Below are 21,653 nucleotides of genomic sequence, written 5' to 3' on the forward strand. Positions count from 1 at the left end.
GGCTGTGTTCGCCGGTTTGGTTAACCGGCGATCGTCGGCTATGTTGCGCCGCCCTGCGCTTGTCGGGCGGGTGGCCATTTCGTCGATATGTTCCCCGTGACAGCGGCCCGAGCAGTGCCCGACAGCGTCTCTGACGTGGGATGTTGTGTTGTAGCTTCGTCACCCACCGGACGTCAACGCCTTGCCGATGTGATCCTTGTGGCTTGACGCCCAGAACAACTATTTGGTCAACCGCCGATCGTGACCTACCGTTTTCACACCGCCCTCGCCGCCCCGATTCCCGACGGCCTTTCTGCCGACAGAGATTCGACAGGTCAGGGCTGGACTTGTGCCGCTCGGGTGTGGCTATGTTGACGACACCCCCGGAAAGGCGCGACCGGCTCTCAATCAGCCCCGCGTCAACGGCCGGCCAACTCCCCCGCCTTTGCCGTCACGACCGACGGTGAGCCATGGGTGCCCGCCCATCGGCCACCGAGTGAGGAACACTCCGCTCTTGGCACGGATCCGCACCATCAAGCCCGAAGCCTTCGTCTCCGAATCCCTCGCCGTCGTCGCCCTGACCGCCGAGCGCACCTTCTTCGGTCTGCTTACCCAAGCCGACGACCAGGGCCGCTATCGCGACCACGCGGCGATCATCGCCGGTCAGCTGTGGGTTCTACGCCCGGAGCACACTCCCGCCGAGGTCGAGAAGGATCTCGCCCAGCTCGCCGACGCCGGCCTGGTCTGCCGGTACAAGGGCCCGGACGACAAGCGCTACCTGCACATCGTCACGTGGCACAAGCACCAGAAGATCAACCGGGCCAGCAAGAGCCGCATCCCGGCCTGCCCTCGCCACAGCGGACCGAACAGTGGCCCGGGCGGCACCGAGGCTGTCGCGGCCGTGGCACCCGCGCCGGCCGTAACGCACGGAGCCGTCGCGGACCATGCGCCGAACCCTCACGGAGGTGGCAGTGAAGGGGCACGGCACCCGCACGCCTCCTCGGACCAAATGAACACCACCGGCAAACCCGCAGGTCAGGAGGAATTCAGTGAGCCCTCACGTGAGCCTCAGGGACGCGTACTTGAGGCCGCAGTGACACCTCACGGTCCGGATCTAGGACCTAGGATCATGGATCTAGGATCTACCCCTTCGGGGGGCGCAAGCGCCCCCGCTGCCAACACCGTCTCGGCCAAGCAGCTCATCGCCGAATACAGTGCGGAATGTGCCCATCGCCCGCCCCAGGACGTCCTGGGCCATCTCGGCCGAGAGGTGCGCAAGCTGCTCGCCGAAGGCATCGCTCCCGACCACATCAGGGCAGGGCTCGTCCTCCACAGGACCAAGGGCAAGCACCCCAGCATCCTGCCGAGCCTGGTGCACGAGGCCATGAACGCGGCCCTCGCCCAACCCGTCATCCACAGGGCGTGGACAAACCCCGCCGACGTCGAATCCGCCTACGGAGAACAGCTCTGACCTCCACCCTCACCCGCGAACCCCAGCACGTCGGCCCGCTCGCCGACCGTCTGAACGGCATACTGGCGGGCCGTGGCATCGATCCCGGTGCCGTAGCCGCGGAGCCGCCCGTCGAGCCCGTCACCGCCCTGGAGCTGGCCGACGCCCGCATCCCGGCCCGCTACCGCCGCGCCCTCGCCGACCACCCTCAGATCATCGCCTGGGCCGACCACATCGCCCATGCCGGACGCCCCGGTCCCGGTGGGCCCGGCATCGCCGAGGGTCCCTCCCTGCTGATCGCCGGCCCCACCGGCACGGGCAAGACGCATCAGGCGTACGGCGCCGTCCGGGCGCTCCTCACCCGCGGGGTCCGCCTGCGCTGGGAAGCCGTCACCACCGCCGACCTGTACGCCCGCCTGCGTCCCCGCGCCGGCCACGATGCCGAGCGCGACCTGCGGACCCTGGCCCGCAGCCCACTGCTGCTTCTGGACGACCTCGGTGCGGCCAAGACCAGCGAGTGGACCGAGGAGCTGACCTACCGGCTCATCAACCACCGGTACGAGCACCTGCTCCCCACCCTCCTCACCACCAACCTCCCCACCGCCGAGCTGCGCACCACTCTCGGTGACCGCGTCGCCTCCCGCCTCGCGGAGATGACCGACCGCGTCATCCTCAAGGGCCCTGACCGACGACGTCGCCGCTCCTCCTGACGATCGAGGGGGACCGGATGGCGGAAGGTCAGTCCGCGAGCGCGCGTCCTTTCACCAGGAGGACCGGCCTCGTGCCGCGTCGAGGACCGAGCGAGGGTGTCGGGGACCGGTCCTCAATGGCCGGGGACCGGACGGCACATGCAGGGACCGGGCATCCCGGTCCCGGGACCGTGACCACCCGAGGTGGGGGCCGGTCCTCACCAGACACCGGGACCGGTCCCGTACGTCTCGGGGACCGGTCCCCGACGGTCCCGTCGGATACCGGAACGGATCCAGGGAAAAGCAGCAGGTCACAGCCTTCAGGTGAGCAGAAGCAACGGTCCTGCACCGCAGATGAAAGACAGTCGTGAGGGGGACCGAGTCCAGCTGGGTCCTTGTCCTGTCGAGGACCGAAGACCCGCAGAACGCGGTCCGCGGACCGCGGACCGCGAGTGTGATGCGCAGAGGAAGAGAGGACCGGCCCCCGCGGATCGCTCCAACCTGGAGCCCACCACCCCACGCGGTCCCGTAACGAGCCCGCCGGATGCCGGCCGCGTACGGCCGCCACTACGGGTTCTCGCCGTAGAAAACCCATCCAGAAAGCACCCATGCACCAACCACATCAGCACACTCCCGACGACGTGCGTCAGGATGCCACCATCTCAGCCTCCGGCGGAGCAAGTTGGTGCAAGAGCATTGCTCCCGAGGGGAGCAATGCTCTTGCGTCTCCTGCCCCGAGAGCGGCAGGAATGGATCGGCTCCTGGAGGCGCCGATCCATCCGGTTGCGACCGAGGACGGATCGCAAACCGGTGGGGAAGAGCCACACGCGAACCACAGCATCGACTGCGCGCGCAGCTCTCCGTCGCAGCCCCGCCTACAGCAGCGCGAACGCCTGCGCGACGAGAACAAGCGCCTGCACCAGCCCAGCTGCCGCATGAACGATGCCGAGTACCAACTGCTCGCCCGAGCAGCCGCCACGTGCCACATGAGCGTCGCCGGCTTCCTCGCCCGCGCCGCGCTCGACGCCGCCCGCGACCTCGGTCGCACCGCTGCGGACGTAGCGGGCGAGCGAGAGATGCTGCAGGAGCTGTTCGCGCTGCGGCGCCATCTCGGGCAACTCGGCAACAACCTCAACCAGGTGGCCAAGGCGCTGAACTCTGGCGCCGACGCACCGCAGGCAGAGGCGGTCCTCGCCGCCGTCCAGCGCACCGCCAAGCGCGTCGACGCCTTCACCCAGCACCATTTGGACAACAGGACGGCCGGGTGATCCCCCGCGTCCACACAAGAGGCACGCGCACGATCGGCCTCCTCCACTACCTGTATGGGCCCGGCACGCACGAAGAACACACAGACCCGCACCTGGTGGCCGCCTGGGACAGCCTCACCCCTGATCCAGGGCGCGATCCCGACGCCACGTACGGCGATCTCCAGCGGCTGCTCGACCAGCCGGTCAACGCCCTGCCGAAGAGCCGCCGGCCCGCCGAGCACGTGTGGCACCTGTCGGTACGCGCCGCTCCTGAGGACCCGGTCCTGTCGGACGACCAGTGGGGCGAGATTGCGCGCCGAATGGTCGCCGCCACCGGCATCGCTCCCGACGGTGACGACGCCGCCTGCCGCTGGGCAGCGATTCGGCACGCCGACGACCACATCCACATCATCGCCACCGTCGTACGAGAGGACGGCCGCCAAGCCCGTATCCGTGGGGACGGCAGGCGCTCCCAAGCCGAGGCCCGCGTGATCGAGATCGACTACGGGTTGCGCCGCCTCGCCACCGGCGATGGCACCGCGGCCCGTCGTCCGTCCAGCGCCGAACGGCACAAGGCCCAGCGGGAAGGCCGGGAGCGCACCGCGCGGGAGGAACTCCGTGAGTCCGTGCGCCGGGCAGTGGCCGGTGCTGCCTCGACGGACGAGTTCTTCGACCGCCTCGCCGCCACCAGTCTGCTGATCCGCAAGCGTCTCGCGCCCTCCGGCGATCTCCTCGGGTACAAGGTCGCCCTCCCTGATGACCGGAACAAGGACGGCGAGCCGGTCTTCTACTCAGGCTCCAGGCTGGCGCCCGACCTGTCCCTGCCCCGTGTCCGCGAACGCTGGAGCCGGCCCTCGGAGACGCCCACCGCCATCGACCGCTCATGGCCGGATCAGCCTGCACTGCCGCCCGTGACAGGCCCCGCCTTCGCGCGGCGGCGGGCCGCGGCTGCCACGTGGCAGACCCTGATGGTGATCGACCACGGCGACGACGGCACTGCAGCAGCCCAGATCGCCGCGACCGGAGAGGTCCTTGACGCGCTGGCCAAGACCTCCGCCGCCCACACCCGGGCTGAACTGCGCGATGCAGCCTCCGCGTTCGAGCGCGCGAGCCGCTCCCACGTGAAGGCAGTACGCGGGCACGACCGGGCCCTGCGACAAGCCGCCCGTGATCTCGTCCACAGCGGGCCGGTCCTGGACCGGGGCGAAGACGGCGCCTCCACGGCCATGCTCATCGACATGGCCTTCTTCGTCGTGACCGCCGCAGCGAAGTGGCACGCCAGGAAGCACCACAGCCAGCAGGCCGCCGCCGCCCGGCAAGCCGCCGAGCACCTCCGCGCCGCCTATCAGGCCGCCGCAGTCCAGCCCATGACCGCACTGAGCCAGCGAGGCCGGCGACTGACTCCACGTGTTCGGCAACAGCAGGCGAACCTGCTCCACCAAGTGCTGCCGGCGCTGGCCGACCAGATCCAAGCTGAGTCCGGCTGGCCCGCCCTGGCCGCCACACTGGACGACGCCCGAAGGGCCGGTCATGACCCGGCCGCCCTGCTGACCGAAGCCACGGCACGGCGCGAACTACGCTCCGCCGGATCCATGAGCGACGTCCTCGTCTGGCGCCTGCGCCGCAGCGCTCACCTGCCCGCTCTACCCGACGACCGCAACGCCACGGCCCTCCGAGTCAACCGGCACGCCTCGCACTCGGCGCCCACCACGCAGTCGGCGCCCGGCCCGACAGGGAACGATCCCCGCCGTGGGCGCTGACGACCGCGTCCTGATCACCTGTACCGGGCCACGGTGTACGCGGTAGGCCCGTGCAACGTGTTTGCTCCGATCCCGTCGGTGATCTGGAGGACGTCGAAGCCGGCGAGGGCCGCGTACAGCTCCAGCTCACGCGGTCCGAGGACACGTCGACGGATCACGTCCCGTGTTTCCTCGCCTGAGTCGAACACCCAGTGCCGACGCATGGTGTTCATCTGGGCCCGCAGGTCCCACTCGTAGGTGATGGCCACTTGGGCCGTGCCCGATCCGGTCTCGACCTCTGTTTCCTGCGGCTCATCACGCTCGATCGGGGCTACGGAGCAGCAGAGTACGAGGAGCGTCCCAGGACGGGCGTGCGCTGCGAAGGTCCGGAAGACCGCCCGGATGTCCTGGTTGTCGTGCACGTAGGAGAGGGAGTTTCCCAGGCAGGTCAGCACGTCAGCGGTGTGGTCGAGGCGGATGGAGCGCATGTCGCCGAGGCGGATGTCGAGGCCGGGCCGCGTGCGGCGGGCGTAGTCGACCAGGCCGGGCTGGAGCTCGACGCCCATGCAGTGGAAGTAGTGGGCCAGCAGCTCCAGGTCCCTGCCAGTCCCGCAGCCCAGGTCCAGCAGAGTGCGGGCGTCCGTGCAGTGCCGGTCGACGAGCGCCCGGCAGGTGCTCGCGCTGGTGCTGTCGGACTGCACTCTGTCGTACAGGGCGGGATCTCGGTAAAAGAGGTTGGAGGCTGCTAGGTGTCTGGGTTCGGCGATGTCCAGGCCGCTCATGCGAGGCTCCGCAGTCCGACTTCCAGGGCAAGTGTGTCGCACAGCAGGTCAGGCACCGCGGGAGTCCGCTCGGCGTGGTCGCGGGCCCGGCTGAGGGCGTCGGCATCAACGTAGCCGAGATCGATCAGCAGGGAATCGGTCAGCATCTCGTCCAGGAGAGGGAGCCCGTAGGTGCGCAGTCCCGACTCCATGACCGCAAGGAAGTTCTCCGGCTCGGTCGGAGCAGCGACGGACTCGGGCAGACCCGCCCGCCGAAGCCGGTCGCGGAACATCCTCTTGTCGCGTTTGTACTCGTGCGGCAGCTGCTCCATGAAGCGGATCATCCGGGGCTGGACGAGCGGTGCCACCGGCCAGATACCGAGTCTCACGTACGCCGGGTTGTGCAGACCGAAGGCCATGAGCGTGGGCACAGGCAGGACCGGGATGGGAGCGAGGTTCTCGTTCACCTGGGCCAGCGCCACAGTGGCCTTGTCGCCGAGCCACGGCACCGGCTCCCTCGGCGTAAGTCCGGATTCCGTACGCGAGTGGTGGGCGTTGACCTCGTCCCCGCCGCCACCGGTAAAGATCAGCTCGCAGCCATGTGCGGCCACGTGCCCGCGCACGACGTCGAACGCTTCCTGGTAGAAGGCGCCTGCCGGATCGTGCGGCCGTCTGCGTTCCCTCACGCCTCCAGGCACGAAGGGCGGGTGCTGCATCGCCGGCACGGCGGTGTCGCGCAATCCCAGGTGGTCCACCAGGGAGCGGTGCCGGTCTCGTTGGAGCTGGCCTATCCGACCGCCCATGAGCAGTCCGAAGGTGTGCACAGAGCCGAAACCGGCCGCGCCGGCGGACAGTGCCACGTTGGCCGAGTCCGCTCCGCCGGACACCTCGACGCCGATGCGGTCGGCCGTCGATCGCCACTCGGCCACGTCCTCGGTGAGCAGTGCGTCGAACGCGGTCACGGGGTCCACTCCGCTACGGAGGCTGCGGGGTTCCAGGACGTGCTGGGCGGGCTCGGGGTAGAGGATGGAGAGCCCTGCTGGCGTGAAGACCGCGGTAGCGCGTTCGGTGAGTCGGTACACGCCGTCGAAGAGGGTGTCGGTGCTGTAGCGGTGTTGGCGACTCAAGGTGCGGGCGACCGCTCGTGGATTGAGCCGGTCAGGCCGCAGGTGCGGCCGGAGGTCGACGATGTCCCACGACCCGAAGACCTCGTCGCCGACAGCGGTGAGGTACAGCGGGACGATACCCAGCACTCCCGCCGAGACCTGGATCTCGTCGGGCCGGACGAGCAGCGACGTGTAGTCGGCTTCGCCGTCTCTATCTTCCCGCACCAGCGCACAGACGCTCGATCCGTCGCCCGGTATGAGGTCCGCGAACAGGACGGTTGCGTGAGCGGGCCGGATCCAGCTCTCCCCCTTGGCCCAGCGGTCTGTGTCCCATCGCCAGCCGGCGTCCCGGGTGTCTGCCAGTCGCACACGAAACGAGAGCACTCCGCTCCCCTCCTCTACGGAGCGGCGGAGCAGGACACCAGGCCCTGCTCCGCCGCGTTCACCGGCCGGTCAGCTGCAGTGGTCCCCGTTGTTGTCGCCACCACCGGGCATCTTGTCGCGCAGCGCCGCGTCCATGCTGGGGACGCCGGTGACCAGGTCTCCCGTGAAGAGTTCGTCGATGATCATGGCGATTCCTTTCCTCCTGCGGAGTGGGTGGACGGTCCCCGCGAGCTGCGGAGCCCGGACCCGTCCCTGCCGCCGGCGTTCACGGCGAACTGGACGGGAGCGCGTTGGGTGGGGGCCCGCTCTGGCCGAGGGGGAGAGCGGCTGAGCCCTTCCCCGGTGGGGACCGGGTCTTCCTGAGGGCTCGCTCGGCCAGAGCGGGAGTCGGTAGGTCGGGAACGGACCGGTGGTCTCTCAGCCGGGGGCGAAGTGCCACAGAGCCCAGGCGACCGGGGTAGTGGAGACGATGATCAGGGCCGACAGCAGCCACTGCCGCCAGCCATAGGGGCGACCTCGCCTGCTGCGTCGCCGGCTCACCATCCCCGGGACACCGCCACCACGATCGATCCCCCGAGCGCCAGGACACACGCGATGTACATGACCTGGACCGTGGCCTGGCCTTTCACTGCACGTCCTGGCCCTCGCCACGCTGTTGCCCCACGGTCGGCGCAAGGCCGGGGCGGCCGATGAAGACGCGTCGTGCTCGTTCCTGGTCGGGCAGGGTGGCGCCAGGCGAGCGCACTGGCAGCTCGCTTGGGGGTTGGTCAGCCATCGTCCTGGTCCTTCTTCCGGGTCGCGCGGTAGACGTCGGCGAAGCGTCTGGTCAGCGCGCCGACGTCGCGCATGTACTGGTAGGCGATGAAGTGGGGGGACTGCTCCGTCGGCCGGCGCGTCAGGTCGAGGACCCGGTAGCCCTCTCGGAACAGCGCCTGGACGGCCGGGTCCTCGTCAAAGCCGAGTTCCTCGGCCATCAGCACTCTCAGGTGACCGACCAGGTCTCGGGTCGTGGCGTCGATCACCGGGCGTTCGGGCATCATCAGGCGAATGGCCAGCGCAGTGTCCACGGCCTCGTCGACCGCCTCCAGGACGATCGACACTCCAGCCGCCTCGGACGACGTGACGCTTCCTGCTGCCATATCGCACCCCTTCTCCGGTCTCCACCGTTGTCGTGCCTGACAACGTCCAGAAAAGCGGCTCGCGGTGGCGCGGACCACGGCATCCACGGGGCAGTCCTGGGACACTTCTGGGACAGCCCGGTGCCGTCGGGTTAGACGCGGGTTGATGCGTGGAAAGGGGGCGGCATGGGGCTTGCGGAGAGGCGCAGGGCGCTGGGCTACAGTCAGGAAGAGCTCGCGCACACCCTCGGCGTGGACCGACGAACCGTCGGCCGCTGGGAAGGCCGCACCACCACCCCGCAGCCGCCACTGAGACCACGGCTGGCCGAGTTGCTCCACCTCGACCTTGACGAACTCGACGCCTTGGTGGGACAGCCACGAGCAGCCCGACCGGAGTCGGCAGGGCCGCCGCCTCGCGACCACCACGGCTCAGGGGACCTCGACGACATGATCCGACGCCAGTTCCTGCGCGCCATCACCGTCACCAGTGCCCTGGTGGCCCTATCCCCCGACGAGGGCGCAGCCCTCGCGGAGGGCGCGCTGCGCGGGATGTCCGACGACTTCCTGCGCATGAACGGACACCTGTGGCAGGTCTACCAACTCGCCCGCGCCAAGCGTTCCGTCTACCCCGTCGTCCGCGACCAGCTCACCGCCCTGAACGAGACCCTTGACGGGCGGCCCGAGGCCGAAGCACAGGCTTTGTGCGGCGCGGCCGGCGATCTCTTCCAGCTCGCCGGAGAACTGGCCTTCGACGGCAACCGCTACACCGACGCCGCCGCCTCCTACACGCTCGCCGCCTCTGCCAGCCAGGAGGCGAAGTCCTACGACCTGTGGGCGTGTGCCCTCGTCCGCCACGCCTACGTCGATCTGTACGAACGCCGTTACGCCGACGCAGTCGGCACGCTGTCGGCCGCCGAGAAGGTGGCAAGGCGCGGGGACGGTTCCCTGTCCACCCGCTACTGGGTCGCTGCCGTCCAAGCCGAGGCGTACGCCGGACTCGGCGACCTCTCCGCCTGCGAACGCGCCTTGGACGAGGCGGAGAAGGTGACTGGCCTGAGCGGGGCGGCCCACAACGGTGGCTGGCTGCGTTTCGACGGCTCCCGCCTCGCAGAAGAGCGTGGCGCGCGCTATCTCCAGCTTGGACGCCTCGACCTCGCCGAGAAGGCACTCAGCAGCGCGCTCAGCCAGGACATCCTCGCTTCCGGCCAGTCCTTCCGCCGACGCGGTGCGGTACTGACCGACCTCGCGGCCATTGGCGCCCGGCGCCAGGACCCCGACCAAGTACTCGCCTACGGCGGGGAGGCGCTGCGACTCGCCCACACGACCTCCTCGGGTTACGTCGCCCATAAACTTCAGGGGCTACGAACCGACCTCGGCCCGCTCTCCCGCGACGCTCGTGTGGCGGAGCTGGGCGCCGAGATCGACGCACTGTGCACGACGTGACGAGAGGGGAAGGCATGTCGCAGTCCGAGGGCGCCCGACTGTTCCGCGAGGCTTGGATCACCGGAGTGCGCAAGCACTTCCCCGGCGAGCCCAAGCCCGGCTACGTCACCCCCTGGGAAGAGACCCCTGAGTGGGAGCGCCAGGCCGCCGGCGCCGTCCATGACCAGGTGTGCCAGTTCCTCGACCTCACCAACAGCCACGCCTCCCGCCTCACCCGCGAGCAGAAGAGCCGCTTCGTCGCCACCTGCTGGACCGCGCAGATGTACAAGCACTTCGAAGACCCGAAGCCCGGTTACGTCGCCGACTGGCCGGACTTGCCCGACTGGCAGAAAGAGACCGACGCGGACATCTTCGAGGCGATCGAGGACGCCATGAAGTAGTCGCACGCCGGGATTCCCGTTCGAGTCGGCCTGCGCAACCGCCGGGCCTCCCGCAGCGTCGGTCGGCCCCTCCCTTCGTGGCTCGTTCCGGCCGCCGCGTCGCGGCTCAGCGCCTGCTGGACCGGCGCGGCGAGGAGGCCGGTCAGCGGGCGGACCCTGCTGAGCATGCGCGCGTTCCGCGGGGTCTCTGGCTGTCCCTTTTCGGGACGGGCGTCATGTCCCGACTCGGGACAAACCTCTTGTCCCGACTCGGGACGGGCTTCCTCCCCCACGACCGCCGAGGCTTTGACTGTCATCATCGCGGCCGGCCCCACAGCCGCCGCAACACCGTCGTAATCGTGAACAGCGTGCTCGCCGTCCTGACGGTCAGCGACGACGTCTTCATCGTCTACACCAGCAACGCGTTCACCATTCTCGGCCTGTGGCCCTGTACTTCCTCCCCGTCGGCCTGCTGGACCGGTTCCGCTACCTCAGCAGGGGCCAACAGCATCCCGGAGATCCCGTCGCCTGCGACCTCGCCGTCCTCGTCACGGTCCTGGCCACGTCCGTCGTCCTGAGCATCCGACGCCCGTGCCCAGGCCGGGCCGCGCTCCTCACGGACCGGGGCGAGGACGGCGCGGGGTACGGCTCTCCGCAGACGAGCCGACCAACCGCCCGGGAGACCCGGCGTCTGGACAGACGGCGGGATGACGACTGCCCCTGGTCCGGACATACCTGGCTGGCCCGTGGGCCGTGCCCGCGCGGTGTGCGCCGACTGCCCCGGTGTCGTGCGAGCAGGACCGCGTCGGAGCACCATCGACGGGAAGGCAGCCTCTGGAGGGTCCGTGCGCGATGCGGTGGGTGATGACGTGGGGGCGTGGCCGGTGGGCGAGCCGGATTTCTGGCGGCAGGTCGTCGAGCGGCTGGGCACGGCGGTGCTGGTGCTGGACACAGCCGGACGGGTGATCGCCGCGAACCCGGCAACCGAGCGGCTGCTGGGCCGCACGACCGCGGCGATGCGGGGCGCCGACGCACACGATCTACTGCACCGGGACGCGGACGGCAACAAGGTGCCGCGTGACCGGTGCCCACTGCTCCACGCGCTGGCCGAGGGGAAGGGTGCGCAAGGGGAGGGCGGCACATACCTGCGGGCCGACGGGCGCCTGCTGGCCGTCACTTGGTCAGCGTCCCCCTTGATGGAGGACGGCTCCGTCAAGGGCATGGCACTGCTGTTCACGGATGTCACCGGGGACCGCCGCATCCACCGGGAGCGAACGGCACGCACACGCGCCCTGGAGGACCTCAACGAGCGGCTGTCCCTGGTCGCGGAGATCACGGAAGTCCTGGGGCAGACCCTGGAGACCGACGAGGCGCTGGCCCGCCTGGTCCGCCTGCTCGTGCCCCGTCTGGCCGACTGGGCGGCGGTGGACCTGCGGACCGGTTCCGGCGAGGTCCACCGGGTGGCGGTGACCGGTCCGGAGGGACGGGACGCCGGATTCCAGGGCCGGAGCGTACCCGCCGCGGAGGAGGCCGGTGAGGAGGAGGACTCGCCGCTGGGCCAGGCGCTGACCAGTGGCGAATCCGTACTCCAGGAACGGGTGGCTGCCGTCACCCCGGCCGCCGGACACCCTCCTCTGGCCGCTCTCCACCATGGCTTTCTGACCGCGGTGGGCGCCAGCTCGGCCGTCACGGTGCCACTCGGCGCCCGGGACCGGATCACCGGAGCGCTGACGGTGGTGCGCACCGACCCGGCGCACCCCTTCGACGAAGGCGACCTGGCGGCAGTGAGCGACGTCGGCCGCCGGGTCGGCGTGGTCATCGACAACACCCGCCGCTACGGCCGTCAGCGTGCCGTCGCCGAGGCCATGCAGCGCAACCTGCTCGCCCCGCTGCCCCGGCCGGGCCGCCTCCGGCTGGCCGCCCGCTACCAGCCCGCACCTGCGGGCTCCCAGGTCGGCGGAGACTGGTACGACGCCTTCATCCTGAAGGACGGCGCGCTCGCCCTGGTCATCGGTGACGTCGTGGGCCACGACCTGACCGCGGCGGCTGGCATGGCCCAACTGCACGGCATCCTGCGTTCGCTGGCCTGGGACCACACGGGACCGCCCGGCGCCGTCGTCGACCGCCTCGACGCCGCCATGCCGGTCATCACCACCGTCCCACTCGCCACCCTGATCCTCGCCCGCGTCGAGGGCGACCCGGACACGGGACCGTGGACGCTCCGATGGACCAGCGCGGGGCACCCGCCTCCGCTGCTCCTCTCCCCGGACGGCACCGCGTGCTACCTGGAAGCCGGCCAGGGACTGCTCCTCGGCACCGGGCCCGTCAGCGGCGCGGGCCGACCGGACGCCACGCATCCCCTGGAACCCGGCTCCACCCTGCTGCTGTACACGGACGGACTCGTCGAGACACCGGGCAGCGACCTCGACACGGGCCTGGAGGAGCTGCGCCGGCACGCCCTCGCGCTCGTCCACGAACCGCTGGACAGGCTGTGCGGAGACATCCTCGCCCACCTGCCGCCCGGCAGCACCGACGACGTGGCCCTGCTCGCCCTGCGCGTACCGCCGCCATGAAACGCGGTGGCCGTCGGTCCGGGCCCGCGCCGCGGAGGCGCCCACCGCCGCTCCCACGGCACCGATGACCGGCTGTCACGCCGTCTTTACGCACCGAGGAGTACGCTGACGAGGCCGAGGGCATCAGGCACGCCGGTGGCGGACCGGCTCCACCCTCGGGTATCCACCGGCGTTCACCGCGCGGGAGGGTCTCCCCCTCCACCGCGTATACGCCCGGCGACTCGCTTCCCGCGAACCCGCGTTGGTCGTCGGCGCCTTCCTTCCGGCAAGAGCGGCCAGGCACGACCTCCAGCACCCGGATCCCCCGGCCACCTCCGGCGCTGCCCCGGCAGGGCAGGCGGACCGCAGGCCGCCGTGCCCCGCCGAACAGGCGGGCAACCCACCTCGTCAGAGAGAACCCACGTGATCACCACAGTCCCCACCGCACCGCCCACCCTGCCCCTCCCCCTCCCCCTCGTCCGCCTGCGTCTCGCGCCGCACGGCGCGCTGCCGCGCCGGATCGACGGAGTGTGGTGGCCACACTCCCGCGACCTTCTGACACAGCTCCCGAAGATGCTCGCCGCGCTGCCGAGCGCGTGGGGGGACATCACGGGCGTCACCGTGAACGCCGCGGCCTGGTCGGCGGCACCGGGGCGCATGTTCGTCGCCAACCAGGTCGTACGCCTGCACAAGGCCCCCGCCTCTCCGCACGCCCCGGACCGGGTCGTCCTGCTCTCCCCCGGGCTCGGCCGTTGGGACCTGCAGGTGATCCCGCCGGATGCGACGGAGGAAGCGGCCGCTCTCCTCACGGCCGCCGCCCTGGACGACCGACGGCCCGGCGCCGGCGCAGAAGCGCGGCCCCCGTCCCCGACGACGGCGGCAGATCCGCGCGGCCGTGTGAGACCCGCCGGGCGGGGAACCCGCGCCCCTCGGTGGTAGGAGCCGCCGCGGGCACGTCCGTGTACGCCCCCGCTCCCGTGCCCGACTCGCCCTGGGGACCGACCCGAGTCATCCGCCCGCTTCTCAGAGAGACCTCCTCATGACCACGGCCACCACCACCGCCACACGTTCCGACACTCCCGGCAGCGACTTCGCCCAGCTGTCGAAGAAGATCGCGGATGCCGGACTGCTGAAACGCCGCCCCGGCTACTACACGTCACGGATCACTGCGGTGACCGGGCTCTACGCCGCCGGATGGACCGCGTTCGTCCTCGTCGGCGCCTCCTGGTGGACCTTGGCGATCGCCGCGTTCCTGGCCGTCATGTACGGACAAGTCGCTCTGGTCGCCCATGACATGGCCCACCGGCAGGTGTTCCGCCGCCGTCGGGCCAGCGAGCTGTCCGGACGGATCGCCGGCGCGTCGATCGGCATGAGCTACGGCTGGTGGCAGGACAAGCACACCCGTCACCACGCCAACCCCAACACCGAGGACCTCGACCCCGACATCGGCCCCGACCTGCTCGTCTGGTCCCCGGACCAGGCCCGTGCCGCCACCGGACTGCCCCGCCTCCTCGGCCGCTGGCAGGCGTTCCTGTTCTTTCCCCTGCTCACGCTGGAAGGCTTCAACCTGCACGTGGCGAGCGGCAGGGCCATGGCCAACCGTCGGCTCAAACACCGGACACTGGACGGCACTCTGCTCCTCGCGCACTGCGCCGTCTACCTGACAGCCCTGTTCTGGGTCCTGCCGCCCGGCATGGCGATCGCCTTCCTCGCCGTCCACCAGTGCCTGTTCGGCGTCTACCTCGGTTCGGCCTTCGCACCCAACCACAAGGGGATGCCGATCCTGACGGCCGACGACCGCCCCGACTTCCTCCGCCGCCAGGTGCTCACCTCACGCAACGTCAACGGCGGCCGGTTCACCGACCTGGTGCTCGGCGGGCTGAACCACCAGATCGAGCACCACCTGTTCCCGAGCATGCCCAGCCCCAACCTGCGCAAGGCCCGCGCCATCGTCCGGCGGTACTGCCGGGACCTGGGTGTGGACTACGCGGAGACGGGCCTGGTCGCCTCCTACCGGCTGGCGCTCACCAGCCTCCACGAAGCCGGCGCCCCGCTCCGACGGACCCGCGCCCGCGCCTAACGCGCCGATACGCCGTGGGTACGGCGCCGAGGGCGCAACCGTCCGCGTCGGCCGCCCCCACGGTCCCGGCGTTCGCCGGCGTCATTCGCGGCCGAGCCCCGTCGGCGTACGGTCGGCCCTTCGTCGGTCTTCCGGTCGGGCGCGACGACACCGCCACGGCCGTAGTGGAAGGCGGCGCCCCTGTCCCCGTGCTGAGAGTTCAGCCGGTGGATGAGGAACGCGCCTGTGGCGATCACTGCCAGCAGCACGATCACCGTCACAAGGATGTCCACGGTCCTCACGCCCTCTCCGGCAGGTCAGCCGACGCCGCGGTGACCGCCCGGTCCCGCGGGAAGAACCAGAGCACCGGCTCCGTGTCCCCCTTCGGACTCCCACACCGCTTCCCCGGTGCGGTCGGCCTCGGCGGTCACCGTCAGTCGCGCGGCCTCCGCCACCAGGCTGCTCGCGGAGGAGGTCCGGCGCGGGTCACTGGCCGCCGCCATCAGCCACATGGCCGCGGCCGGATCCGTCCGCGGGGGGACGACCAGCAGGTTCCAGCGACCCACGTGGTAGGAGAGCAACAGGAGTTCGTGCTCGTCCTGCTCGAAGCGGAACCAGCCCACCTTCACCACGTGCCCGGCGACAGCCACCTTGCGCGGGACGACCGGCCACTGGGCGGGATTCACCGTGACCCGCGTGATCCGCCCCCACAGCGGATCGAGAACGGACGCCAGGGCAGGCAGTTCGGCGGTGAGATCACGCGAACGCGGCCACCAGGCGCCGTCCAGCAGGGCGGGTGCGGAACCGGCGGGAGCGAGTGACAAACGCACAGGCGACGCGGGGCGCCGGTCTTGGGACGTCAGCGGAGGGGAGACGGTCGCAGTCATCACGCGAACCTGACCCGGGCGGGCCTGAGCCGACCCGGCGTATTCGATCACCGAGAACGGCACAGGCGCGTATGTCCGTGCGCGGAGTGTCCCCGGTGGGTTCAGCGTACTCTTCGCGGCGCCCGAGCGGGTCGTACGCCGAGGGTCGTCATGACGTCCTGGAGGCCCCCAGGCACACGTCACGTGTGGCGCACCCGGCCCGGTCGTGCTGGAGTCCAGCCGATGAGGCCGATGCCTCTTGTCCGGGCGCATCGAGGAGTAGCCTGAGACGTCGAGGGCTTTCGCGCACCGGCGCCGCCGGTCCCGCCCTCGATCACCCACCACCGGGCGCTCCGTCGGTCGACGCAGGCCCGCAGTCAGGCTTTTCATCATGACCTTGAACACCACGCCGCTCCGTCCGCACACGGCACCGTTCCGGCCACGTGCCGCGCGCCTCGTCCTCGGATCCGCCAGCTGTTTCGGCCGCCCGGACGGCGCCTGGTGGCCACGGACCCGCGACCTGGCACGGGAACTCGGCGAACTCGCCGACGTGATCGATCCGCTGTGGGGCCGGCTCACCCACGTGGCCGTCAATCCCCGCCACTGGCAGCCTGTCCCGCACGGTGGGGTCGTCGTCAATGGTTACGAGGTGGCGGTCGACCGTTTCGCCGAGCTGCTCAACCCGCACAGGATCCTGCTGCAGTCCTACACCGCGGGCCGTTGGGATCTCCTCGTGGTGCCGCCCCCGACGAGCGCGTCGTCAGCGGCCCGGCTCATGGCGGCCGTGGTGTAGAAGAGCGTGGGGGGCCTGCCCCGGGCCCACGCCTTCCGTACCGGTGTCGATGAGGATCTGTTCCGCCGGCGTCTGACTGCCGGCGCGCACGGCCGCGGCCATGGCGGCACGCGCCGCGTCGAGCGCGGTGTGCGGCGGAACCACCAGCAGCGAGAAGAGATCATTGGCGCCCCGGGTGATGAGGACGGTGTCGTCTCCGACCGGGAAGGAATCGATGTGGACGACGCGGCCGTCGATCGTCATCCGCGTCGGCAGTCCGTCCCAGGCGTCACTGTCCAGTCCGACACGTGTGATCGGCCCAAGATACTCGGACAGCGCGGAGACGAGACTGGGAAGTTCGCCGGTGATGTCGCGGGAACGGGGCCACCACGCGCCATCGAGCGCACCCTTCCGGTCACGGGTTGTCTCAAGCCGCACCACCGCGCTTCCCGGTCGTGGAACGGCCTGGTGCACGGCGTCGGGCAGGAGTCTGGTCACCCGCGGGGGGTCGGGGTCGGACATCGCACTCGCCTGCCTCCCAGGAATGGCAAACCGTCCTCCTGCTTTCACGGTACTCCTCGGCTGACAGCGGCCGGAATCCCAGAATCACCGAGGTCCTCGCCGTCACGGCCGCGTGCGCGTTGTCGCGACGTTCTATACATACCGTGTCCTTCAGCATGGACGAACACCGTCGAAACAGGTATCGCCAAGCACTCACGCCCATCGCCGCGCAACAAGACCTGCGCAGGTCAACTGTGGTGGGCCGCCTCAAGTTCCTCGCTCGCCGAGCCGAGAGCCTGAGTTCGCCCTGCGCACCCCAGCCCGCACTCGCGGGCTCGCAGGTCGGCGGGGGCTGGTACGACCTCCTGACGCAGCTCCCCGAGATGCTCGCCGCGCTGCCGAGCGCGTGGGGCGACATCACCGGTGTCATCGCGGACGCCGCGGCCTGGTCGGCGGCACCGGGGCGCATGTTCGTCGCCAACCAGGTCGTACGCCTGCACAGAGCCCCTGCCTCGCCGCACGCCCCGGAGCGGGACGCCCTGCTCTCCCCCGGTATCGGCCGCCGGGTTCTGCCCGTGGCCCCCCGGACGCGACCGAGGAAGCCGCCGCTGTCCTCATGGCCACCGCGCTGGACGACCGCGTGCCCGACAACGACGGAGAAGTCCGAAGCCCGCGCCCGACGACGGCGGCGGGACCGCGCGGACAGGTGGGGCCGATGGGCGAGGGACCCGTACCCAACGGTGACAGGTGCCGCCACAGGCACGAACCGGTGTAAGGACGGGCACACGTCCCCCCGGGGCACCGCCGTGCACGCGCCGGTCCCTGCTCGCACTGGCGCTCCGTGTCATCCGCCCACTGATGAGGAGTTTCGCCCCCGCATGACCACGTCAAACCACCTCGCGCAACGTCGACGGCGGCCAGTTCTCGGACCTCGCGTTCGGCGGCCTCGACCACCAGATCGAACACCATCTGTTCACCAGCATGCCCAGCCCCGACCTGCGCGAGGCCCGCGCCATCGTCCGGCAGTACTGTCGGGAACTGGGCGACGACTATGCCGAGACGGGCTGGTCGCCTCGTACCGGCCAGTGCTCGTCAGCCTCCACCAGGCCGGGACACCGCTGCGGGGGACACCTCTTCGGGCCTACTGGGCGGCGGCTGTGCTGTGCTCAGCGACCGCCCCCGGCCCCGGCCTCCGGTGAGATGCGGGCGCGCGGATGTGGGAGGAGGGTGGGGATAGGGGTCGCGGCTGTCCAGCCGGGGCGCAGGGCGGGGGCGCTCACGGGCCGAACGGCAAGGACGCGTGCGACCTGAACAGCATGATTCGCTGACCGTACTTGGGGCCGTTCATGGATACCGAGACGCAAGCCACGCTCGCCGCCGCCCTCGCGGCCGGATATGCGTTGGGTCGCACCAAGAAGGGCAGAGTCGCCATCGGGGTCGCCTCCGTACTCGCCGGACAAGGACTGCTGAGTCCCAAGGAGCTGATCAACCGAGCACTGCGCAAGGCATTCGGAAGTCCGCAGGCCACGCAGCTGCTGGACCAGGTGCGCGGGGAACTCAAGGACTCGGCTCGGTCCGCCCTGTCTGCGACCGCAGACCGCCGCTTGGGTGCGCTGGCCGACTCGTTGAGGCAGCGCACCGACTCTCTGGTGGGCCGGCCCGGCGACGAGGACGAGGGACCGTCCGAGGAAGCGGAACCGGACGACGAAGAAGGGCAGGAAGAGGGCACCGGAGGAGAGGAAGGGGACGACCCCCAGGTGCCGCCCCGTCGGACCCGGGCGAAGAAGAGCCCGGCGAAGGGGTCCGCATCCCGGACCCCTTCGGCGAAGAAGGCTCCCGCCGGGAGGAAGAGCGCCGCTTCGAAGCCCGCGGAGAAGAAACTCGCCTCCGGCAAGGCATCCAACCGAGGCGGCCGAAGGAGGTAGGTCATGGCCAAGACGGCGGAGAAAGCCTCCCATGCCGGCGCTTCCGGCATGGACCAGCTCAAGGAGCAGTTGTCCGCGTTCGCTGCGGCGCAGGGCCAGCGTCTGGTGGACAAGGCCGGTGACAAGATCAGCGATCTCGCGCAGGGCCTGGGGGACGTGGGCGACGGCAACAGCACGTTGCTCAACGTCGGCAAACGCGTACTCGGCGAAGGGGAGTCGCCGGTCAAGGCGTTCCTCGGCGAGAAGGCCGGCGACGTGAAGGACAAGGTGGCCGACACCGTGAAGGGCGCGTTCGGCGGCGGCGGCAAGGCGGGGAGTGTGAAGGTCACGAACATCGTCGAGGTCGTCGACGTCGGCAAGCCGCTGCGCACCGTGTACGACCGCTGGACCCAGCTGGAGGAGTTCAGCTCCTTCACCAAGGGCGTCCAGAGCGTCTCGCAGTCGGACGAGACCGAGAGTGACTGGAAGGCCAAGATCGCCTTCTCCAACCGTAGCTGGAAGGCCACCGTTCAGGAGCAGGTGCCCGACGAGCGCATCGTCTGGAACTCCGAAGGCGGCAAAGGCACCACGCGCGGGGCCGTCAGCTTCCACGAGCTGACTCCGGACCTCACACGGGTCGTCGCCGTGGTCGAGTACTACCCGTCCGGCTTCTTCGAGAAGACCGGCAACATCTGGCGCGCACAGGGCCGCCGCCTGCGCCTCGACCTCAAGCACTTCCTGCGGTACGTCACTCTCTCCGACGACGAGGACCTGGAGGGCTGGCGCGGCGAGATCCGCGACGGCGAGGTGGTCCGGTCGCACGAAGAAGGTCTTGAGGACGACGAGGAGCAAGGGGACGGGGAGCAGGACGACGAAGGCGACGCGGACGACGCCGACGCTCCGTACGAGGACGAGGACGAGGAGGACGAAGACGAGGAGGACGAGGAGCAAGGCCGGTAGGCGATACCGGACCGTACGGGACTGCGCGCCATCGGCCCCGGTCGGGCGGCCCGTGCTCGACGACGAGGAGGCCGTCCAGGAAGCATTCACCAGTGCCTGGCGACTTTCGGCCGACTGGTCATCGACCAGTTGCTGACCCGGTGCCCCGCTGATCACATCGTTGCCGCGGTGCGCAATCCCAAAGGGGTCGCCGATCTCGCCGCTCGCGGGATCGGCGTCCGCCGCGGTGACTACGATGACCCGGCAACGCTGCGCACCGCGTTCAAGGGAGCCGAACGGCTGATGCTGATCTCCTCTCCGGAGCTCGACCCCTCCCGCCGCGCCGACCAGCACAAGGCAGCCATCGACGCGGCCCGCACCGCCGGAGTCGGGGCGATCACCTACACCAGTTTTCTATGCGCCGACACTCAGGCCCACGGTGTCACCGCCGCTCATCACGCCACCGAGCGCACCCTGTTCGCAAGTGGGCTGCCCCACACGCTGTTGCGCCACCCCTACTACAGCGAGGCATTCCTCAACGCGGGCCTGCGCGCCGCCGTCACCTCGGGTGAACTGGCCAGCGGCACCGGCGGACGTGGCATCAACACCGCTTTCCGCAGCGAACTCGCCGAGGCCGTCGCCCGCGTCCTCACCGAGAACTGCCATCTCGGCCGCGCCTAGGACTTCACCGGCAACCTGTGGACATACACCCAGCTCGCCCACGCACTCAGCCGTATCTCCGGCAGACCCGTCGTCCGCCGAGACCGGCACGGCCGCGCGCCCGGTGCCCAGGGCTGGCTTGAGGACCAGGTCCGTGCCGGCGCACTGGAGCGACAGACCGACGATCTCCAGCACGTCCCCGGTCACCCAGCCGCCACCCTCGACCAGGCGGTCACCGCAATCCTCACCCACTCCGCCCCACCAGCCGCCGGGCCTGCCCCGGAGTGACATTCCGGCCCTCCGCGATGATGCCGCATGGGAGCAGGAGTGGAGGATGTGCATGCTCCGACAACCCGGCGAACCTGTGCGGTCACAGCATTGGCGGTCCCCGTCTCCCGCCATGCAGGACCGCAGGAGAACCCTGTGCGGTTCCAGGCCGCGAGGGAGCCGGTCGACGACCACCTCGTGGCGGTCGTCGATCACGAGGTCGTACGAAGCGGCGGACCAGCGGCGGGGGTTCGCTACGACGCGTGTGAGCCGAGAGTGATCCTCCGGGCCATCGTCGGCACGCCGCTCGTCCGCCTCACGGCGTCGTGCCCAGGGCGTGCGCTTCAGCGCGGACAACCGGGGTCAACAACAGTGCCGCCAGGCCCTCACACCTGCCGCAACACAACGAATCTGCCCCGGTCAGCGCCATACGGCCACGCACGCGACGTCACTTCAAGGTGTATGACGCCACCGGCGGCAGCACCCAGCAGGTCGCCGACATCTGGGCCCAGCCTGGTCAGCCGGGGCAACGCCTGCGCCGTGGCCAAGACCGTGCGGGTGGACGGGACCTGGAAGCTGGAGGTCGTCAACGAGACGGGGAAGATCAAGCAGGGCGACGAGCACACCCTGATGCGGCTCGCTGTCGGCCAGTGGCCCGGACCTCCGGGCTTCAGCCCGTCGGTGTGGAGTGTCGGCTCTCAACGGTCATTGTGTGCTGCCGCAACACCATAGTCCGCGCCGAGTTTCCCACTGCGCGTTTCGACGACCATCCGCCGCCGGAGAGAGCGATCGACCACCTCGTCGAGCGGCGTGCCCTCGGCGTGCCCATAAAGCCGGTCAGGCACGGTCAACAAGGGT

The 21,653-nt window shown here is 70.2% G+C and carries 18 protein-coding genes and 4 pseudogenes; 17 read left to right on the top strand and 5 right to left on the bottom strand.

What is annotated here, in order from left to right; genetic code table 11:
- The first annotated feature begins 493 nt into the window (after nt 1-493).
- The 4 genes from IF28_RS0105895 (at nt 494) to IF28_RS0105910 (ending at nt 5,125) form a co-directional block, all read left to right on the top strand.
- Nucleotides 494-1,450: a hypothetical protein gene (locus IF28_RS0105895; RefSeq protein ID WP_030214970.1), complete on the top strand. Its 957-nt coding sequence runs from the start codon at nt 494-496 to the stop codon at nt 1,448-1,450.
- Nucleotides 1,447-2,139, top strand: a complete 693-nt coding sequence (locus IF28_RS0105900; protein WP_030214973.1) for an ATP-binding protein — start codon at nt 1,447-1,449, stop codon at nt 2,137-2,139. Before IF28_RS0105895 ends, IF28_RS0105900 begins: the two co-directional genes overlap by 4 nt.
- 728 nt (nt 2,140-2,867) lie before the next feature.
- Nucleotides 2,868-3,386, top strand: coding sequence for a plasmid mobilization protein (locus IF28_RS39765; RefSeq protein ID WP_078620888.1), 519 nt, complete (start codon nt 2,868-2,870; stop codon nt 3,384-3,386).
- Nucleotides 3,383-5,125: a relaxase/mobilization nuclease domain-containing protein gene (locus IF28_RS0105910; RefSeq protein WP_030214980.1), complete on the top strand. Its 1,743-nt coding sequence runs from the start codon at nt 3,383-3,385 to the stop codon at nt 5,123-5,125. The genes IF28_RS39765 and IF28_RS0105910 overlap by 4 nt, the downstream gene beginning before the upstream one ends.
- Nucleotides 5,126-5,139: 14 nt before the next feature.
- Here IF28_RS0105910 and IF28_RS0105915 read toward each other — a convergent pair whose 3' ends face one another.
- The 3 genes from IF28_RS0105915 to IF28_RS36985 form a co-directional block, all read right to left on the bottom strand.
- The gene (locus IF28_RS0105915) at nt 5,140-5,886 is read right to left on the bottom strand and encodes a class I SAM-dependent methyltransferase (protein WP_030214982.1); all 747 of its coding nucleotides are present in this window, start codon (nt 5,884-5,886) and stop codon (nt 5,140-5,142) included.
- Nucleotides 5,883-7,340, bottom strand: a complete 1,458-nt coding sequence (locus IF28_RS0105920; protein WP_234324965.1) for an asparagine synthase — start codon at nt 7,338-7,340, stop codon at nt 5,883-5,885. The genes IF28_RS0105915 and IF28_RS0105920 overlap by 4 nt, the downstream gene beginning before the upstream one ends.
- Nucleotides 7,341-8,122: 782 nt before the next feature.
- Nucleotides 8,123-8,494 (bottom strand): hypothetical protein, encoded by a 372-nt coding sequence (locus IF28_RS36985; protein ID WP_063829307.1) that lies wholly within the window; start codon nt 8,492-8,494, stop codon nt 8,123-8,125.
- A gap of 165 nt (nt 8,495-8,659) precedes the next feature.
- On the opposite strand from IF28_RS36985, the gene IF28_RS0105940 reads away from it, so the two are divergent.
- From IF28_RS0105940 to IF28_RS0105965, 6 genes and pseudogenes are all read left to right on the top strand, one after another.
- Nucleotides 8,660-9,916 carry a helix-turn-helix transcriptional regulator gene (locus IF28_RS0105940; RefSeq protein ID WP_030214989.1) on the top strand — a complete coding sequence of 419 codons (1,257 nt, stop codon included), beginning with the start codon at nt 8,660-8,662 and terminating at the stop codon, nt 9,914-9,916.
- 14 nt (nt 9,917-9,930) lie between these two features.
- On the top strand, nt 9,931-10,296 hold the full coding sequence (locus tag IF28_RS0105945; RefSeq protein ID WP_030214991.1) for a hypothetical protein: 366 nt from the start codon (nt 9,931-9,933) through the stop codon (nt 10,294-10,296).
- A gap of 329 nt (nt 10,297-10,625) precedes the next feature.
- A pseudogene (locus IF28_RS40360) lies at nt 10,626-10,777 on the top strand (TerC family protein); the annotation flags it as partial.
- A gap of 343 nt (nt 10,778-11,120) precedes the next feature.
- Complete coding sequence (locus tag IF28_RS0105955) at nt 11,121-12,848, top strand: SpoIIE family protein phosphatase (RefSeq protein ID WP_030214993.1); 1,728 nt, start codon at nt 11,121-11,123, stop codon at nt 12,846-12,848.
- A 402-nt stretch (nt 12,849-13,250) separates the two neighbouring features.
- On the top strand, nt 13,251-13,766 hold the full coding sequence (locus IF28_RS0105960) for a DUF5994 family protein (RefSeq protein ID WP_051713656.1): 516 nt from the start codon (nt 13,251-13,253) through the stop codon (nt 13,764-13,766).
- A gap of 100 nt (nt 13,767-13,866) precedes the next feature.
- Nucleotides 13,867-14,907: a fatty acid desaturase family protein gene (locus tag IF28_RS0105965; protein ID WP_030215006.1), complete on the top strand. Its 1,041-nt coding sequence runs from the start codon at nt 13,867-13,869 to the stop codon at nt 14,905-14,907.
- A gap of 296 nt (nt 14,908-15,203) precedes the next feature.
- Here the strand turns inward: IF28_RS0105965 and IF28_RS0105975 are convergent, their stop codons facing one another.
- Nucleotides 15,204-15,773 (bottom strand): DUF5994 family protein, encoded by a 570-nt coding sequence (locus IF28_RS0105975; RefSeq protein WP_051713657.1) that lies wholly within the window; start codon nt 15,771-15,773, stop codon nt 15,204-15,206.
- A gap of 370 nt (nt 15,774-16,143) precedes the next feature.
- On the opposite strand from IF28_RS0105975, the gene IF28_RS0105980 reads away from it, so the two are divergent.
- Complete coding sequence (locus tag IF28_RS0105980) at nt 16,144-16,545, top strand: DUF5994 family protein (RefSeq protein ID WP_030215015.1); 402 nt, start codon at nt 16,144-16,146, stop codon at nt 16,543-16,545.
- On the opposite strand, the gene IF28_RS0105985 is transcribed toward IF28_RS0105980, so the two are convergent.
- Complete coding sequence (locus IF28_RS0105985) at nt 16,513-17,046, bottom strand: DUF5994 family protein (RefSeq protein WP_030215019.1); 534 nt, start codon at nt 17,044-17,046, stop codon at nt 16,513-16,515. The genes IF28_RS0105980 and IF28_RS0105985 overlap by 33 nt on opposite strands.
- 362 nt (nt 17,047-17,408) lie before the next feature.
- Here IF28_RS0105985 and IF28_RS39770 point away from each other — a divergent pair.
- The 6 genes and pseudogenes from IF28_RS39770 to IF28_RS37535 form a co-directional block, all read left to right on the top strand.
- Nucleotides 17,409-17,489: pseudogene (locus IF28_RS39770) on the top strand (hypothetical protein); the annotation flags it as partial.
- A 430-nt stretch (nt 17,490-17,919) separates the two neighbouring features.
- Nucleotides 17,920-18,224: pseudogene (locus tag IF28_RS37530) on the top strand (fatty acid desaturase family protein); the annotation flags it as partial.
- Between the two features lie 147 nt (nt 18,225-18,371).
- Nucleotides 18,372-18,950 carry a hypothetical protein gene (locus IF28_RS0105995; RefSeq protein WP_030215022.1) on the top strand — a complete coding sequence of 193 codons (579 nt, stop codon included), beginning with the start codon at nt 18,372-18,374 and terminating at the stop codon, nt 18,948-18,950.
- Nucleotides 18,951-18,953: 3 nt separating this feature from the next.
- A complete protein-coding gene (locus IF28_RS0106000) occupies nt 18,954-19,889 on the top strand; it encodes an SRPBCC family protein (protein WP_030215025.1) in 936 nt (311 codons plus the stop codon).
- 120 nt (nt 19,890-20,009) lie between these two features.
- Nucleotides 20,010-20,549, top strand: coding sequence for an NAD(P)H-binding protein (locus IF28_RS39775; protein ID WP_267883050.1), 540 nt, complete (start codon nt 20,010-20,012; stop codon nt 20,547-20,549).
- Between the two features lie 698 nt (nt 20,550-21,247).
- Nucleotides 21,248-21,446: pseudogene (locus tag IF28_RS37535) on the top strand (stress protein); the annotation flags it as partial.
- Nucleotides 21,447-21,653 lie beyond the last annotated feature (207 nt).

The organism is Streptomyces sp. NRRL WC-3626, assembly GCF_000718785.1.
Taxonomy (GTDB): Bacteria; Actinomycetota; Actinomycetes; order Streptomycetales; family Streptomycetaceae; genus Streptomyces; species Streptomyces edwardsiae.

Excerpts from the sequence above, each read along its gene's own strand:
- IF28_RS39765 (WP_078620888.1), top strand. The coding sequence starts at position 2,868 with ATGGATCGGCTCCTGGAGGCGCCGATCCATCCGGTTGCGACCGAGGAC.
- IF28_RS0105915 (WP_030214982.1), bottom strand. The coding sequence starts at position 5,886 with ATGAGCGGCCTGGACATCGCCGAACCCAGACACCTAGCAGCCTCCAAC.
- IF28_RS36985 (WP_063829307.1), bottom strand. The coding sequence starts at position 8,494 with ATGGCAGCAGGAAGCGTCACGTCGTCCGAGGCGGCTGGAGTGTCGATC.
- IF28_RS0105940 (WP_030214989.1), top strand. The coding sequence starts at position 8,660 with ATGGGGCTTGCGGAGAGGCGCAGGGCGCTGGGCTACAGTCAGGAAGAG.
- IF28_RS0105945 (WP_030214991.1), top strand. The coding sequence starts at position 9,931 with ATGTCGCAGTCCGAGGGCGCCCGACTGTTCCGCGAGGCTTGGATCACC.
- IF28_RS0105965 (WP_030215006.1), top strand. The coding sequence starts at position 13,867 with ATGACCACGGCCACCACCACCGCCACACGTTCCGACACTCCCGGCAGC.
- IF28_RS0105975 (WP_051713657.1), bottom strand. The coding sequence starts at position 15,773 with ATGACTGCGACCGTCTCCCCTCCGCTGACGTCCCAAGACCGGCGCCCC.
- IF28_RS0105980 (WP_030215015.1), top strand. The coding sequence starts at position 16,144 with ATGACCTTGAACACCACGCCGCTCCGTCCGCACACGGCACCGTTCCGG.
- IF28_RS0105985 (WP_030215019.1), bottom strand. The coding sequence starts at position 17,046 with ATGTCCGACCCCGACCCCCCGCGGGTGACCAGACTCCTGCCCGACGCC.
- IF28_RS0105995 (WP_030215022.1), top strand. The coding sequence starts at position 18,372 with ATGGATACCGAGACGCAAGCCACGCTCGCCGCCGCCCTCGCGGCCGGA.
- IF28_RS0106000 (WP_030215025.1), top strand. The coding sequence starts at position 18,954 with ATGGCCAAGACGGCGGAGAAAGCCTCCCATGCCGGCGCTTCCGGCATG.